This window comes from Pseudomonas sp. PICF141 (assembly GCF_002286815.1).
GTDB lineage: Bacteria > Pseudomonadota > Gammaproteobacteria > Pseudomonadales > Pseudomonadaceae > Aquipseudomonas.
On record NZ_MUNM01000087.1, the window covers coordinates 147,214 to 164,132 of the forward strand.

Sequence of the window (16,919 nt, forward strand, 5' to 3'; positions counted from 1 at the left end):
TCCATTCCATCCTAGGAATCAGGAATGAAGAACAGAGTCCCTTGGCTGGATGTATGTCGCGCACTGGCTATCTGTTTAGTCTTATTGTCACATGGTAGATGGTTTTTGATTCCTGTCGCACCTTGGACACAAGCATTCAAGTTTGGAGGTTTCTTGGGTGTTGAATTGTTTTTTGTTTTGTCGGGTTTTCTCATTGGCTCGATCATGATCAGCAAGGTTGAGTCTGCCGAAACCACTTTTGGATGGGTGCTTAATTTTTGGACAAGACGCTGGTTCAGGACTGTTCCTAATTATGTGTTATTTGTTGTTATCAATATTTTACTGATTTTCAGCATCCGTCCGGATGTGATGCCAAATCTGTTTTTATATCTGACATTTTCGCAAAATCTTGCTTGGCAGCATCCCTCATTCTTTCCAGAAGCCTGGAGCCTGGCGGTGGAAGAAATGTTCTACTTAATCACTCCCCTTGTAGTAGGGGGCTTTTTGCTGGTATTGAAAAAGCCGCGGCTTGCTATATTGAACACCGCTCTTGCTATTCTGTTTTTTTCGGTTGGTGCGCGCGGATATGTTGTTTTAAGTGGAGATCCAACTTTTGATGATGGTGTAAGGAAGATATCATTGTTGAGGTTGGATGCGCTGATGGTTGGGGTGCTAGTTGCTTGGGGATATGCGTATCTTTGGCATTGGAAACGTATATTTCAAAAGTTCGCGCTTCTTCTGATTCCATTTTTTCTAGTTGCTATTTATGTTGCAGCGCAACCAGATTCATATTTGAATCAAAGTGTATTTTTCAGAGTTTTTCTTTTTAATTTTGCATCTCTGGGGTGTGCCGGGGTGATAGTGTTGGGAATGAATATTAAGATCCCATCGCCCGTAGATGCTGTGGTGTCAAGAATTGCAAAGTGGTCGTTTTCAGCATACCTGACCAATCTACCAGTGTTGTTGTCGATTAAGTATTTTTTGCCGGTGCAATCATTCTCGGTAATGTCGTGCGTATTACTCTGGATGCTTTACGTAATTGTGACGTTTTTTTCAGCGTTCTTAATTTATGAACTTTATGAAAGAAAGTTCCTCGCTTTACGAGAGCGAATTTCATAATTTATTCTGCGTGGCGTTCATGGCTCAATATTAATGATGAGCATAAACGCCACCATCCAACACGTAGATTTCATGCTCGTCGTGGCTTATCTAACGAGCAGTCCTATGCAGTAGTGCCTCAGAGACATTCTCCTTGGCGCCTGACAAACGCAGAAATTCCTGGCGCAGTGACGTTCCTATAGACGTTTCAGAACACTTTGAAAATACCAAAAATTACTGACCAAGCATAACTTTCTCGGCCCTTGCCTCTAGGTACTTTCTTTTGGGCGCTAGCATGGGTTTTTCTACGAATTTCCCGAAACACGGCTCGCCTGCCTCCTTCCCGAGAACGGTATCGAACAGCCACACTAGCCATTAATGAAACTGGCTTGGATGTTATGTTTTTATGCTTCTACATCTGTCGTTTGTCGATTTATCAATTTGAGTTTTATGTTGCTTGTTTTTTTGACAAGTAGCGAGCCGATTTTCATACATCTCTTTTCAATTAGTATCCATGAAACATACCCTAGAATGCAGCTTATTACTATTGCTGTAATCTGGTTAACCAAGATTCCATATTCAGAAATATACATTGAAAGGATTTGCTGTACTGGGAATCCCCACAAGTAAACCCCGTATGATATGTCATGGTTAGGTTTCATTTTGAGAAGTGCGCCGGTGCTCGCTAGATATATAATCGTAATGAAAATCGCTGAGTACAGCGCGTGCATCTCAACTTTTGAACCTTTAAGGATAAAAAATAGCGCCCAGGATCCGATAGCGGTACTGATATTTATATTTATTTTATCTTTAAGGATCGCCATGATTGATCCATACGCAAAGCATGGACCAAGCATCGCTGTTTCATGATTTGTAGGGAGCAGGCTATAAATAAAATCGAATTTTAATATTGGTGCCGCTGCTATAATTGTGAACGTGAAAATAGCGAGAGCATGGCTTCTGGATATGCCTATCATGAAAAATGATAGGAGAATCACGTATGCATAAACTTCATACGGAATTGTCCAGAGAGATCCATTAATCGTGTTTGGGTATTTATTAAGTTCAAAAACCCCTGGGAGTACATAACTTGTATGAAGTGATATGTTGTTTGTTATATAGCTTGAAGTTAATGGATCTGAGAAGTATTGGGCTATTGTCTTTGTGCTTAGTATTGGTCCAATTATAGCTACGCTTATGAGTATCGTTGCTATGAGTGCTGGCCAAATTCGAAACAGTCTCGATATGATGAATTCGTAGGCGTTACCTTTGGATATAAGGCTGTTTGTAACAACTAATCCGCTGAGGAAAAAGAATATCTTGACCGCTAGAGATCCAGAATAATCATATCCAAGCATTCTTCCTATAAAGTCTGACTGACCGCCATTTGGAAGAAGTGCATAGGCATGGCCATATATGACCATTATTGCTGCCAGTATTCTAAATAGATCTAGATTGTTATTTTCTCTTTTAAGTATTGCTGACAGCTTCATTTCTGCATCCTGCATAGCGCATGATTTTTGCAGATTGTATCTACTTTGTAAGAAAATTCACATTTTTTAATGCTTAATTTGTTTGCCAGTATTCCGTCACTTAGGCGTTTCGAACCCATCAAAATTTGGTCCGCGGCGTTTGATCCCCTGCTGAGAGAAAGTCGAAAATTCTTTCTCTATCTCGCGCCCGTGGACTTCCGAAACTGGATGCTCGACGGTTTCGACATCCAGCGTGACTGTCCGCATCCACGAAGAAGCAAGCGAGCAGCTTGAAATCACGTCGATGCAGATCCAAGGCTGGGAATGCCAGGGGGCGCCAGTCACTGCGGCGCTTACGAATGGCAGTCCCCCGCCATTCGTATCACGCCCGCTGCTCCCCGATAATCTCGCGCTATACACACATCGTTTTTTGCCATGTGTGGTTTATGGGGCGCATACGGTAGTAGGTGGTTGCCTCTTTCAGCAAAAGCTACCACCTGATTCAGTTAGGAGTTAGAGCGATTTTCAGTAAGTGCTTTATCGTTCCGTGCCTTGAAAGCGCTGACCTTTTCTTGTAGTAGTTTCGTACTGGCAGCAATCAAGTCTGTATATTGGCTGTTTTTAAAGCCCCATAATGTCGATGTGAGCTCTTCTTTATGGCCGACAAGAAAAGGCGCCGTGGTAATAACATCAATATTTGTCTGGTCTTCGATAAAGCGATCAATTGTATTTTTATACGGATCACGGAAATTTTCGTTCCACTTCATTACCTTTGGAAAGACGCTTGCATTGTAGGTGTTGAGAACCATACTGACCATTTTGTCAATATGTATAAGTTCAAAGCCATCAAGCTTATCGATTGCCTTGATGTTAGTGTCAGCGTGCAGGTTGGCGATCAGACCAGCGAAAATATCCCAGTTCTGTCCCTTTGTTTTCAGATGTTCGTGGATCTGATCGAAGCGCTCTTTCCAATCGCTAAAAAACTCGACGTCATCTTCGCAGATGGTGATGTCCTTGAACTTTTGTTCATGAGCTTTGCGCAAGATAAATTTGTAGCTTAACCCGCACCCGATCCATCCCACATTATGTCGCAGCCCAGGGAAATACTGAAAGCCTACCTTGTTATCTTTGTCGAAATCCTTTTTTCGTACTGTCGATTCAGGAAGTCCAAGGCAAATATAGTCTGTTTGAAATTCTATATTGTGGCCCGCAAGATCATAAAATGTATCAAAATTAATGTGATCTGTTGCTAGCAAGAAACGTTGGAAGTAGTACTCAAAATCGTTTGGGGCGGCAAGTAATGCCTTTCTGTTGGACGCCGTCTTCTCTTCACGGAGTGTGTCACTGGAAAGCCAGTAATCAATTCGTGACATCATCCCGTCAATATCACCAATTTCAGTAAAGTCTATGATGTTCTCAAGGTTTTTGTGATTCGAGATGTCTGAACTGCTTTCAGATACGATAAGCGCATCTCTGGATAGGCACTCGTAGATACGGGTCGTTTCGAGAAGGGCGCCCTCGTAGTAGTGTATGTTGACAATGATTTTTGCTTTCGAAATTTCGTCGTACAACTCTTCGCCGAATACATTGCCGATTAGCTTTGTTTTGTATTTTTTCTGGATGGCTGCAAGATATTCTTTGCGTCTTTCGTTATTGGCGTCGCCATAAAAAAGGACGTCGTATTCTTTTTGTTTTTGTGTTGTTGCCCCATATTCGGGGATATAGGATATGGGGGCGTAATTAATTTGTTTTAAACTCAGCCCCTTGTCTTGAAGGAACTGAATATTGATAGTCGAGTAATCAAGAATCGCATAGGCATTTTCGAGTGTGCGCAGGTAGTTCTCGTCAAACCAGCGCGAGCTGACGGATTGCTCCATTTGGAATGCGATGTAGGTTCCTGGCAGTGTAGTGAAGATCTGTGGGCAAATGACAAAATGGAGGGACGATTCAAATCCTGTGGCAGGTGCTTCAAAAATAATACCTGCTGGGAATCCCGCTTTTTCCAAATTACGCTTAATCAGTTCGGCAACGAAAATGCAGTGTTTGGTGGTTAAGATGTAAGTGGTGTCTTGTTTGCTCAGCTTGAGATCGTACCTACTGGTAGCAAAGTTAACTTCAAGATTTTGAGTGGAGCGTCGGAGCGTCGCTTTAAAGCCGTTCTCATTGATATGGCGTAACGCGCGCAGCAAAATTTTTGGATCTGATTTTATCGTGCTCAGAATTCGCTTGGTTTGTCTCGCATATGCCTGTATGCGACGCATTAGCGAGGTTATGATTCGTCTGCTGTAACGAAGAGGTTTGGTGATTTTCCACGAAGAACTAGACAGAATAGTGTCTAGGTACGCACGTTCATCTCGAATGGTTCTCTCGAGTTGTTCTACGATCAACGCATTGTTGCGTGCGAGATTGTTCTGATTGTCAATCGTTTTTTTATGTGCTTCAGCAGTTCGCTGGTTTTCCTCTAGCTTTTTCTGCTGCTCATATAACGCCTGTTGTTGTTCAGATAGTATCCGTTTATGTTCGAGGTTAAGCTGTGAAAGCTCTTCGGTCATTTGGGTTCTTAGCTGCTTAATTTTTTCCATCATGTGTAGCGTTATCCCGTTGTGAATTATTTCAGCAAGAGAGTTTTGCTTGTCTGACGCATATCCGTAAGCACCCATATTCCATTTTAGTATTTCGATTTCGGATGGGTTCTTCAAGCGAAACCGAATGTAAGCAGGGTCGAACGCCATGTTAAAAGGTGTGAGGTAGCAAAATAAATAAAACGCAAGGCGATTGTTTTTTTCTAAGTCAGATTTGGCTTTGTTAATAAAACTAAATGAGCTATCCCCTAGAATAGTTGTCTTTCTTTCAAATAACAGTGCTTCCAGTCCTACGCTGGAGTTGATTGTGATGATTTCTTTACACTTTTCGATGAATTCAATACTGTTAGGTGAGTTATCTATCTTGATGTCTGTGTTCTTTAGTCCAAAGACACTGTTGGGGTGCGCACGTATGAGAAGGTTTTTTTTCTCGATAAATTTGGCATAAGCAATCAGCGAATTATTGTCGTGATCGTTGGAATACGCAATCAGATTGGAGTCGTCCTCCACCTGTAGAGGTACCCCGATATTACTGCATGTGGCGATCGGAGAAAAATGATAATCGCAAGTTAAAAAGAACTCTCTGAGGTTCTCTATTGCTATGACGCAGTTGTCGAATTCGGATTCTATGTTCAGGTAGCGGCTTTCGGCTTCTGTATTCCCATTGACACCAGTGAAGTCAAAGTAGGCGGTCCAGCGATAGTTCGGCGCGCGCAATGGGCCTAGTTCAATATGAACTACCCTAATGCCGTTTGCTTTAGCGACAGCTTCAAGAGAAGGACAGTTTATACATGTCACTATTGCTTCTGGTGCCTCTTGACCTGCCGGGAATAGCATTCCTTCGATTGCTTTTTCCAGTAAAGGAATACGCTCTGTCAGCAATCGTTTGAAGGCAAGGATCGGGTTGTTACCCGAGAGGCTCATCAGTTGAGTGAAGATATCATCGTTAAAATGACTAAAACGATGTTTTGCGAATGTGGCTTCGGACGGGAAGCTATATGTCAGGTGCTTGCAGGAGGCGATTTCGACTTCCCAGCGCTGATTCTCTTCAAAGTGCTGTGTAGTTTGAAGATATGACGGGGATATGAGGAAATGAAGAGTCTCTTTAGACTCATGCAGGAATTTGTAGAAGACCCAGAGATAGGGAGCTTCTACACCTCGGAAAGGGAAGGGAGGAAGAAATATGGTCAGCATTAGGCATCTACTACGGTTACGGTGATTGGAGAATAGATGACGCCCACTTGTTCACGTGGTGTCCAGAATCTCAGGCGTTGCATCGGACGCCGTTGGTCCAGTTCTTCTCGTTTTCCGAGATGTGTGCACGACAACCCGCAATGAACCAGGTATTCACTTGCACTAAGGGGTAGTCTAACGGTGTATTCGATTCTACATTGACCTTTACTCAGTTTGATCGCTGTACCTGCGCTTAGATTGTTGTCACCCCAAATATCACCACCTAGAGCTTTGCTGAGTGATATTCCCAATGCAACGTCCTCAATTTCCTCTGAGGAGGCGATAACAAATGAAAAGCGCAGTTCCTCGCCAGACTTAATTATCGGGCGTTCGGAAACGTTGGTGCCATCCATTCTAAAGACGTCAAGGTTTTTAATGATTGCCCTGGCTGAGCCAAATCGCTTTTCACCAGTTTCAGTATTGAGTTCCGATGCCTGGAAATGTTTAAGCTGTTCCAGAGAGTAACTACCGGAGGGTGCATGTGGTGTCGAGGAGGAGGTTGACTTGGCCTGAGAGGCGACCATACCTTTTTCATACGTCAGCACTGCAGACAAGACATCCTCGGTATCAGTGATGACTCGGCCATTATCGATGACTAGGCAACGGTTCGCATATTCGAGGATGCTGCCGGTAGAGTGAGTGACCATTAATATGGTAGTACCTCGATCCCGTAGCTTTTCAATTCGTTTGAAGCACTTGTATTGAAAACCGATGTCGCCCACGGCCAGTGCTTCATCGACGATAAGAATATCTGGTTCAATACAAGCCTGTACCGCGAAGGCCAGCCGAACAAACATACCGCTTGAGTAGGTTTTTACAGGTTGTTCGATAAAGGACCCAATGTCGGCGAAATCAATGATTTCTTCATACCGAGCGTCAATTTCTGCATTGGTCAGACCGAGAATGCTTCCGTTTAGATAGATATTCTCGCGCCCGCTGAACTCAGGGTTGAAGCCTGCTCCCAGTTCCAGCAAGGCCGCCACTCTTCCATTAACTTGAGTGTTTCCAGAAGTACTGTTCAGTGTTCCACAAATGATTTGCAGTAGAGTTGATTTTCCCGCGCCATTACGCCCTATGATTCCGACTATTTCGCCTTTACGAATCTCAAAGGAAACGTCCTGCAGTGCCCAAAACTCGCGATAATAGTTTTTTCTTTCTAAGCGCAGCAGACTCTGAGTCAACGGAAATATGAATTGTTTAAATCGATCTCGTGGCTCTTCATATATATGAAAGCATTTATGAATGCCTTCGACTTTTATCGCGAGTTCAGAGGACATCTGCGAATCCTTTACGTGTTTTTTGAAACCAGGCGAAACTGATCAGGGCAAAAGCAAGGCTCCCCATAAAATAGAGGGCAAAGTCTCTCGGATTAGGGGCTGTTCCTTTAATCATTACATCTCTTATAAATTCGATTGAAGGTGTAAGAGGGTTGTAATACAAAAATTTCTGGTACTCGACTGGCAGTGCAGAAACCGGATAAAAGACAGGTGACATGAATAGTAGGGCGGTAGTGCAGATTCCGATGATTTGAGATACATCTCTGAAAAAAACTCCAAGAGATGACAGCAGCCATCCAGCGCCCAATGAAATCAAAACAATCGGAATGAGTGCTATTGGGGTGAGTAAAATGGTAAGGGGCGGAAGTGCTATAAAGATGCTGTAGAATACTAACCAGACGATTAGGCTGATCACAGTATGGAAAAGTGCCGCGCCAAGCGAAATGATAGGTAGAATTTCCAGAGGAAATATCACCTTCTTGACATAGTTGGCGTTGGACAGAATCAGCGAAGGTGCTCGATTGATATTCTCAGAAAAAAGGTTGAACACCAGAAGGCCGGCAAAAAGTACCAGCGCAAACTCGGCTTTAGAGTCGCTGCCGCCGCTCCAGCGTGCCTTGAATACCACGCTAAATACAAAAGTATAAACAGCCAGAGTCAGTATCGGATTGAACAAAGACCAGAGCAGGCCAAATAGCGAGCCTTGGTAACGACCGACGACCTCTCGCTTTGTCAGTGCCCTAATTAATCTGCGATTTCTCCAGCTGGATCTGAAAATTTCGAGAGGAGAGGTTGTGTAACTCTGCATTAGGAAAAAGACTCCGCGAGGTAATGACTGGCACAGTTTTTGGTTGGCGTAAATGCTTCGTAGCTAGTGTCAATCGATTGTTGAATGGTCTGATGCTCATGACGTCGAAGGGCGGCGTGACCTGGACGTTCCAATGGAGGTCTGCGATGTTCGTCGCTTTCAGCAGCATAGGGGGTAACTAATGTTGGAAGGTCCCGCAGTATCATAAATGAACAGTCTCGACCATCAGGAATTCTGAATGTTGACTTGAAGTGAACAGAGAAAATCCGAGCACCTGCCACGCGACCTTTGCATGGTCTTTGGCGAAGACGTGGTCGTCTGGTTAATGTACCATAAACGTCGTATTTTTCCGATTCTCGATTTTCGTTCATCAAGGGGTGTGAAGCCGAAGGTGGCTGGCCAAGCGATGGAGTTTCAAGAGCGGGATTTGGGCTGCCGGCGCGAGGGCACACGGGATCAGCATTGGGTGGCAAAGCATTTGCCCGATGCCCTCTGGCCGGTACCACCCTGCTGTGGCACAAGGTTACTTTCGCCCATTGCGAGTGGACTTTTTTGTCCCGCCCGGCTTTAAGAGCTTATCGTTTGTCGCTGGTGGAGGTGGGACGTACGGCGGATGTGTTGGATTTCATATGCTGAAGAGGGCTCTCGCTCAATGGCATCCCAAGTCTGAATGGTTGAGTATTTACGGATAAAATTCGAGCCTTTTGCCTGCAGGCACAAAAGACTTCTGCAAATCACGATAGATGTAGTGCTCGTATCGTTGGCGCTCTTATTTGCTTTCATCCTGAGACTGGGCGTCGACGACATGTATAGCGCCCGTTAAAAGCTCACCTCTAGTTGTTAATTTGCGCCCAGTCATTGCCATTCCGCTTTTATTTGTTTGGAATGTATACTCTGATCGCTATTGTCGAGGCCGTTAAATTGTCGCCATTACTTTTTGCTGTTCTTTACTGGTATGGCAATAATTAGGAAGTTGTTCTGGGGTAATTGTTTTTAACTACTGATGGTTGAGTCTCATCATTATCGGTGGTTTGCATTATGTGACAGTATTTTGAGGGTCCTGTCGTAATGACGGGCTGATTAAAGTCGCGATTTATGGGGTAGGGGGCGCAGGAAGTCAATTGGGAGCCGCGCTTCGAATGGGGCTGGCAAAGAGTACTCCTGGCGTTACCTTCAACACATGCAAAAATGAAACTCTGAATGTTCTCGAGGAATTTCCTCTTCATATTCGCCGAGTTTTTAATCAGTTCTTTCTCGGGCTTTTTTATAAGGCGCCTTTTAGGATTTCTGCGCTCGCATTCGCTCTGCGGGTCGCTAACCCTGGGTCCTTACAGTCCTAGTTGAACATTGTTACCATTCAGAGGTATGAGCCTTCATCACCTAGTGCCAGCTTTCAGAGCATTGGCAGTCGAGGATTTGCCGGCTTCACTTAGGCCCGTTAGCCAAATCACGATAGGGCGCCGCGACGCTCTAGAACCACAGTTTGTGAGTGAGATAGAAGCCCCGTGGACAAATGTACATCCGCCGCCATGGCTTACTGGGGGCATTCGTTGGAAGCACTCGCTGAATTGTAGCTATGCTGAACACCTCGTGCTGACGCATTGGAAATGAACTCGCGCGGCTGGACGTTTATCGGATAAGTATTCAGCTGATCGTTCGTGTATTGAGGTTACAATACCGATCGACGACTGTGTACAGGGAGCTGCGTGCTCGAATGGGGGAATGGATAAAATGCGGAGAGTTTTGCTGGGTTTGCCTCGCAGGCAAAAGAGACTGATACAGGTCACTACTGATGTGCTTTTGGTCTGGGTCGCTTTATGGCTGGCCTTCATCGTACGTCTCGGTATAGACGACATGTACAACCCGCTCAAAGCTCATTTTTGGCTCTTTGCCTGTGCCCCGGTTATCGCTATCCCGCTCTTTATCCGTTTTGGCATGTACCGCGCGGTCATGCGCTACTTCGGCAACGATGCGCTGATTGCAATCGTCAAGGCTGTTAGTCTGTCATCACTAATCTTGGCCTTGGTGGTGTATTGGTACAGCAACCACCAAACCGTCGTCCCGCGCTCCATCATCTTCAACTACTGGTGGCTGAGCATGGTGATCATCGGCGGCTTACGCCTGTGCATGCGCCAATACTTCATGGGCGATTGGTTCACCGCCGCCCAGCACGTCCCCTTCACCAACCGCGACGACGGCCTCACCAAAGTCGCCATTTACGGCGCAGGCGTGGCCGGTAATCAGTTGGTGGCTGCATTACGCATGGGCCGGGTCATGCGCCCAGTGGCCTTCATCGACGACGATTCCAGCATCGCCGATCGCTCTATCTCTGGCCTCCAGGTCTACAAACCCAAACACATCCAGCAGATGATCGACGTTACCGGCGCCCAGGAAATCCTCTTGGCGCTACCGTCATCCACCCGCGCCCGGCGCCGGGAAATTCTCAATTTGCTGGAAGGTTATCCGCTTCACGTGCGAAGCGTCCCGAACTTCACCGATCTGGCCAGCGGTCGGGTCAGGGTGGAAGACATTCAGGAAGTGGATATCGCTGATTTGCTCGGCCGCGATGCCGTGCCAGCCCAGGCTGATTTGCTTGAGCGCTGTATCAAAGGCAAGACAGTGATGGTCACTGGTGCAGGTGGATCGATTGGCTCGGAGCTGTGTCGGCAGATTTTCTCCCTTGGCCCGACCACGCTTATTCTGTTCGAACACAGTGAGTTCAACCTCTACAGCATTTTGTCGGAATTGGAACAGCGCGCTTGCCGTGAGTCGGTGTCGGTTCAGTTGTTGCCTATTCTCGGTTCCATCCGTCATCCGCATAAACTGCTCGATGTGATGAAGACCTGGCGCGTGGATACCGTTTATCACGCGGCGGCTTATAAACATGTACCGATGGTCGAGCACAACATTGCCGAAGGCGTGCTCAACAATGTGATTGGTACGTTGAACACTGCTCAGGCTGCGTTGCAGTCGGGTGTGGCCAACTTTGTGTTGATCTCTACCGATAAAGCCGTGCGTCCGACCAACATCATGGGCAGCACCAAGCGTCTGGCGGAGTTGACCCTTCAGGCTCTCAGTCGTGAAATCGCTCCGGTGCTGTTTGGCGATAAAGCCAATGTATCCCGGGTCAATAAAACCCGTTTCACCATGGTTCGTTTTGGCAATGTATTGGGGTCGTCCGGTTCGGTGATTCCGTTGTTCCACAGTCAGATCAAGTCGGGTGGGCCTTTGACAGTGACCCATCCGAAGATCACCCGTTATTTCATGACCATCCCCGAAGCGGCGCAACTGGTGATTCAGGCGGGTTCCATGGGGCAGGGCGGTGATGTGTTTGTGCTGGACATGGGCGAGCCGGTGAGGATTGTCGAGCTGGCGGAGAAGATGATTCACCTGTCGGGTTTGAGCATCCGTTCCGAGCGAAATCCCCAGGGCGATATTTCGATCGAGTTCACGGGCCTGCGTCCGGGTGAGAAGCTCTATGAAGAGTTGTTGATCGGGGATAACGTCGCGGCGACGCCGCATCCGATGATCATGACGGCCAACGAAGATCACTTGCCCTGGGATGTGCTCAAGAGCCGTTTGACTGATTTGTTGCTCGCGGTCGAGCAGGACGATTATTCCCGCGTGCGCCAGCTCCTGCGCGAAACGGTCAGCGGCTATACCCCCGACGGGGAGATTGTCGACTGGATTCATCAGCAACGCCGTCTCGAGCCCTGATTGTTTCACATCCTGTAACGGACACATTTTTGACAGCTCCACTACATCGCCTAAGTTTGGAAGGCAGCTTCGGAAAAGCTGCTTTCTCAATCGATGTCATGGAGCTTCATTTATGCGTACTGGCTATTTCTACTCTCTGGTTTTTGCCCTGCTCACCAGCGCCTCTATTGCGGCCATTGCTGCACCGACGGCTGCGCCGGAGGCTGCCAAGGCACCCTTGATGCTGGATGCTGCTGCCCAGGCTCAAACCGCCAAAGTCGATCTCAATGGCGCCGATGCGCCAACCTTGCAGCGCGAGTTGGCCGGGATCGGTGAGGCGAAAGCCAAGGCGATTGTTGCGTATCGTGAGAGTAATGGGCCGTTTTCGTCGGTTGACGAATTGCTGGAAGTGAAGGGGATTGGCAAGGCTATTCTGGACAAGAATCGCGAGAAGCTGGAAGTGAACTAAGCTTGTAAATCCACCAGGAGGCCGGTCATTGACCGGCCTTTTGCATATTACCGAATGCATAGCACCGAAGAGGGCGATCCGGCTAATGCACCTGTAGGAGCCAGGCTTGCCGGCGAAGGCGTCCTTAAGTGCGCCTTCGCCGGCAAGCCTGGCTCCTACGAAAAGCGAAAAGCGAAAAGCGAAAAACGAAAAACGAAAAACGAAAAGCGGTTTGCTCGCTTAACTGACCGGCATTAGGCGATCTGGCGCCTTTCATCGGGATGGAAAAAATTACGCCTATCATATGGCGCTTAAATTATGCCTATAATAAATTCGTTATTTGTTGATGCGCCTTGATTTTCAGACGCTCACCTTCCTCAAGCATCCTCCAGGAGCACCGTCATGAATTCTGTCCAGAACCAAGGTACGGCCCTCGTTACCGGCGCATCTTCCGGCATCGGTGCGGTTTACGCGCAGCGGTTGGCGGCGCGTGGTTTTGATTTGTTGCTGGTGGCTCGCGATCAGGAACGGCTGGAGGCTGCGGCGAGCCAGTTGCGCGCGGCGCATGGTGTTCAGGTGGAGGTGCTGAAGGCGGATCTGACGCAGAAGGATGATGTGTTGAAGCTTGAGCAGCGTCTGCGTAGCGATTCGAGCATCAGCCTGTTGCTGAATAACGCCGGTGTCGCGACGGATGGTTTGCTGGCCAACGCCGATATGGATGAGCTGGAACGTTTGATTCAGCTGAACGTCATTACAGTGACGCGGTTGGCTTCGGCGGCGGCGGCCGGTTTTACCAAGGCCGGGCGGGGGACGATTATTAACATTGCCTCGGTGGTGGCGTTGTTTCCGGAGCGGTTCAATGCGACGTACAGCGCGAGCAAGGCTTATGTGTTGAGCCTGACCCAGTCGTTGGACGCCGAACTGCAGGGCACCGGGGTTCAGGTTCAAGCGGTGTTGCCGGGCGTCACGCGCACCGAGATCATGGAGCGCTCCGGTATCGATGCGTCCCAGATTCCGGCGGACATGATCATGGAAGCGGGGGAGATGGTCGACGCGGCATTGTCGGGTCTGGACCAGGGTGAGTTGATCACCATTCCTTCGTTACCGAATGCCTCCGAGTGGGAGGCCTTTATGGCGGCGCGTCATGCGATGGCGCCGAATCTGTCCAGAAGCACGGCCGCCACGCGTTACAAGTGAGGCGCCATGTATCGGCTTGAGGTATTTGCGTTATGAGTAATCGTCGAGTAGTCGTCACGGGCATGGGCCTGGTGTCGCCGTTGGGTAGTGGCGTCGAAGCGGTTTGGGCGCGTTTGTTGGCTGGGCATTCCGGGTTGCGGACGTTGCCGGACGAGGTGGTTGCCGATCTGACCACCACGGTCGGTGGCGCGGTGCAGACGCTGGCGGAAGATCCGGAGGCGGGTTTTGATCCGGACCGGGCGACGCCGCCCAAAGAACAGAAGAAGATGGACCGTTTCATTATGTTTGCCATGGAGGCGGCGCGTCAGGCACTGGAGCAGGCCGATTGGCATCCGCAAGACGTCAATGCCCAGGAACGCACTGCCACGATTATCGGCTCGGGCGTGGGTGGTTTCGGCGCGATTGCCGATGCGGTGCGCACCACCGATAGCCGTGGCCCGCGACGTTTGTCGCCGTTCACCATTCCCTCGTTTCTGGTCAACCTCGCGGCGGGCCATGTGTCGATCGAGCACGGTTTCAAGGGGCCTTTGGGGGCTCCGGTAACAGCGTGCGCGGCCGGGGTTCAGGCGATTGGTGACGCGGCGCGGCTGATTCGCTGTGGTGAGGCGGATATTGCGGTGTGCGGCGGCGCGGAAGCGGCGATCGATCGTGTCAGCCTTGCCGGGTTTGCGGCGGCTCGGGCGTTGTCCAGCGGTTACAACGACACCCCGGAGCGCGCCTCGCGACCGTTTGACAGTGGGCGTGACGGTTTTGTGATGGGCGAGGGCTCGGGCCTGCTGGTGATCGAATCCCTGGAACATGCCTTGGCGCGCGGCGCTCAGCCATTGGCCGAACTGGTCGGTTATGGCACCAGTGCCGATGCCTATCACCTGACCGCGGGGCCTGAAGATGGCAGCGGCGCGCGTCGGGCGATGGCGCTGGCGTTGGCCCAGGCGGGCATTTCGCCGGCGCAGGTGCAGCATCTCAACGCTCACGCGACCTCGACCCCGATTGGGGATTTGGGGGAATTGGCGGCCATCAAGTCGTTGTTCGGCTCGGACAACAAGATCGCGGTGACGTCGACCAAATCGGCCACCGGGCATTTGCTTGGCGCTGCCGGCGGGATCGAGGCGATCTTTACCCTGTTGGCGCTCCGCGATCAGGTGGTGCCGGCGACGCTCAACTTCGATAACCCGGATCCGGCAACGCAAGGGGTGGACATCGTTCATGGTCAGGCGCGGCCAATGACCATCGATTACGCGTTATCCAATGGCTTTGGGTTTGGTGGCGTCAATGCCAGTGTGTTGTTCAAATACTGGGAGGACTAGTTCAAGGCAGATGGCACGAATAGTGATTACTCATTCGCTGACGATTGTTGAACAATCTGGAGGCGTTGAGTATGAGCAGCGGACTGTCCCTAGCCGACCACATCACATTGGAGTTACGCGCTGACATCATCGGCGGTCGTTTGCTACCGGGCATGGCATTGGTGGAGAACGATCTGGTGTCGGCTTACAACGCCTCGCGAAACACGATTCGCGAGGCGTTGCACCGTCTGGGCCAGGAAGGTCTGACCCGTTATGTCCGCAACAAGGGTGTGATGGTGCGCCGATTGGGCGCGGACGATGTGCGCGATCTGTTCAAAGTCCGTCGCACCCTGGAGCTGCAAGCCATCAGCGCCAGTCAACCGTTGCGTGAATATCAGTCCGACCGGATGCTCGAAGCCCTGGAGGCCACCGAGCTGGCCCGGGAGCGTGAGGACTGGCGCGCCGTCGGCACCCACAGCCTGGCCTTTCATCAACACATCGTCGGATTGCTGCGCAGTCCGTTGTTCGATGAGTTTTTTACCAATGTCGTCGCGCAATTGCGCCTGGTGTTTTGCACCGCTCCCGATGAATCACGTTTTCAAGCGCCTTGGCTGGCCCGCGACCGGCAGATACATGACTTGCTGGCCGACGGCGACAAACCTGCGGCCGGGGACGCCATGAGCCTTTATCTCGACGACTCCGAACAGCTCCTGTTGCAGCTGCTTGCCCCTTCTTCCCATCACTGATCGAGGATTTGAGCCATGTACAAAGACTATCCGGCGGCCTATCAAGTCAGCAAAGGCTCGGCCTTGCAGGTGGACACGGCTTTCTACGAGAGAGTCCGGGACAAGAAAGAGGGGCGCACGTTGATCGAACAGTTCGAAGTGCCGATACGCACTGGCCGCGCCTGGCATGTGCCGGCTGGGCATGTGTTCAGGGTCACGACCCCGGTTGGCCCGCAAGTCGGGGACTTCAATGTCTGGAATGCCCACGACCCGCGCGAGCGTTTATGGGCGGCGCGGACTCGGCAATTGCAGGGGGCGCATGTCAGCACCCATGACCGGTTCTGGTCGAACCTGCCCTTTTTACGGCCACTGGTGACCATCACCGACGATAGCCTGGCCGGGTACGGCATCGACGAACACGGCGGGCGTTTGCACGATTTGCTGGGGACGCGTTGCGATCCGTACGTGAACAAAATGCTCACCGGCGAGGACTTCCATCATCACTGCCACTCGAATTTGACCCGCGCCGTGTTACCCCATGGCCTGACCGAGTTTGACGTGCACGATGTGCTGAATATTTTCCAGTGCACCGGCCTGAACCACGACGACCTGTACTTCATGAAAGCCTGCCCGGCGCAGCAGGGCGATTACCTGGAGTTCTTTGCCGAGATTGATCTGTTGTGTGCGTTGTCGACGTGCCCGGGTGGGGATTTGTCACTGGCCATGTGGGGGCCGGATGCGCAGGATCCGTTGAGTGTGTGTCGCCCGTTGGGGGTGGAGATTTATCGGTTGGAAGAGTCGTTGCTTGAAGGCTGGAGCCAGCCGGAACGGGCGGCTTACAAAGGGCTGCATGGTTTGCACATTGCCAAGGCCGATTGGGAAAAGTAATGACTCGGTGAGGTAACGAGGTTTTTTGTGGCGATAGACTTTGTGGCGAGGGGGCTTCGTGGCGAGGGGACTTGCCCCCGTTCGGCTGCGAAGCAGTCGTAAACCGGCTGTATGCGGTGTGCCTGGATTATCCCGGTGGCTGGTTTCAGGGCTGCTTTGCAGCCCAACGGGGGCAAGCCCCCTCGCCACAGGGATGGGGGTGCGCAAAAATAAACCCGCCAGTTATGGCG

The 16,919-nt window shown here is 49.9% G+C and carries 12 protein-coding genes; 7 read left to right on the forward strand and 5 right to left on the reverse strand.

Going from position 1 to position 16,919, the window contains the following annotated elements; genetic code table 11:
• Positions 1 to 24 precede the first annotated feature (24 nt).
• A complete protein-coding gene (locus tag BZL43_RS26360; protein ID WP_095634983.1) occupies positions 25 to 1,098 on the forward strand; it encodes an acyltransferase in 1,074 nt (357 codons plus the stop codon).
• A gap of 383 nt (positions 1,099 to 1,481) precedes the next feature.
• On the opposite strand, the gene BZL43_RS26365 is transcribed toward BZL43_RS26360, so the two are convergent.
• The 5 genes from BZL43_RS26365 to BZL43_RS28900 form a co-directional block, all read right to left on the reverse strand.
• Positions 1,482 to 2,570 (reverse strand): acyltransferase, encoded by a 1,089-nt coding sequence (locus BZL43_RS26365; protein WP_095634984.1) that lies wholly within the window; start codon positions 2,568 to 2,570, stop codon positions 1,482 to 1,484.
• 485 nt (positions 2,571 to 3,055) lie between these two features.
• Positions 3,056 to 6,325 (reverse strand): hypothetical protein, encoded by a 3,270-nt coding sequence (locus BZL43_RS26370; protein WP_095634985.1) that lies wholly within the window; start codon positions 6,323 to 6,325, stop codon positions 3,056 to 3,058.
• A complete protein-coding gene (locus BZL43_RS26375; RefSeq protein WP_095634986.1) occupies positions 6,325 to 7,641 on the reverse strand; it encodes an ABC transporter ATP-binding protein in 1,317 nt (438 codons plus the stop codon). Before BZL43_RS26375 ends, BZL43_RS26370 begins: the two co-directional genes overlap by 1 nt.
• A complete protein-coding gene (locus BZL43_RS26380; RefSeq protein WP_095634987.1) occupies positions 7,631 to 8,449 on the reverse strand; it encodes an ABC transporter permease in 819 nt (272 codons plus the stop codon). The genes BZL43_RS26375 and BZL43_RS26380 overlap by 11 nt, the downstream gene beginning before the upstream one ends.
• Positions 8,450 to 9,825: 1,376 nt before the next feature.
• Entirely contained in the window at positions 9,826 to 9,996 is a 171-nt protein-coding gene (locus tag BZL43_RS28900) for an adenylyl-sulfate kinase (protein WP_143517900.1), read from the reverse strand.
• Between the two features lie 175 nt (positions 9,997 to 10,171).
• Between BZL43_RS28900 and BZL43_RS26385 the strand changes: the two genes are divergently transcribed.
• From BZL43_RS26385 to BZL43_RS26410, 6 genes are all read left to right on the forward strand, one after another.
• Positions 10,172 to 12,166: a nucleoside-diphosphate sugar epimerase/dehydratase gene (locus tag BZL43_RS26385; RefSeq protein WP_095634988.1), complete on the forward strand. Its 1,995-nt coding sequence runs from the start codon at positions 10,172 to 10,174 to the stop codon at positions 12,164 to 12,166.
• A 112-nt stretch (positions 12,167 to 12,278) separates the two neighbouring features.
• Positions 12,279 to 12,614, forward strand: coding sequence for a helix-hairpin-helix domain-containing protein (locus BZL43_RS26390; protein ID WP_095634989.1), 336 nt, complete (start codon positions 12,279 to 12,281; stop codon positions 12,612 to 12,614).
• A gap of 381 nt (positions 12,615 to 12,995) precedes the next feature.
• Positions 12,996 to 13,790, forward strand: coding sequence for an SDR family oxidoreductase (locus BZL43_RS26395; RefSeq protein WP_095634990.1), 795 nt, complete (start codon positions 12,996 to 12,998; stop codon positions 13,788 to 13,790).
• 32 nt (positions 13,791 to 13,822) lie between these two features.
• Positions 13,823 to 15,097 (forward strand): beta-ketoacyl-ACP synthase II, encoded by a 1,275-nt coding sequence (gene fabF, locus BZL43_RS26400; RefSeq protein WP_095634991.1) that lies wholly within the window; start codon positions 13,823 to 13,825, stop codon positions 15,095 to 15,097.
• Positions 15,098 to 15,168: 71 nt separating this feature from the next.
• Positions 15,169 to 15,822, forward strand: a complete 654-nt coding sequence (locus BZL43_RS26405) for a GntR family transcriptional regulator (RefSeq protein ID WP_095634992.1) — start codon at positions 15,169 to 15,171, stop codon at positions 15,820 to 15,822.
• A 15-nt stretch (positions 15,823 to 15,837) separates the two neighbouring features.
• On the forward strand, positions 15,838 to 16,689 hold the full coding sequence (locus BZL43_RS26410; protein WP_095634993.1) for a DUF1989 domain-containing protein: 852 nt from the start codon (positions 15,838 to 15,840) through the stop codon (positions 16,687 to 16,689).
• The last annotated feature ends 230 nt before the right edge of the window (positions 16,690 to 16,919 follow it).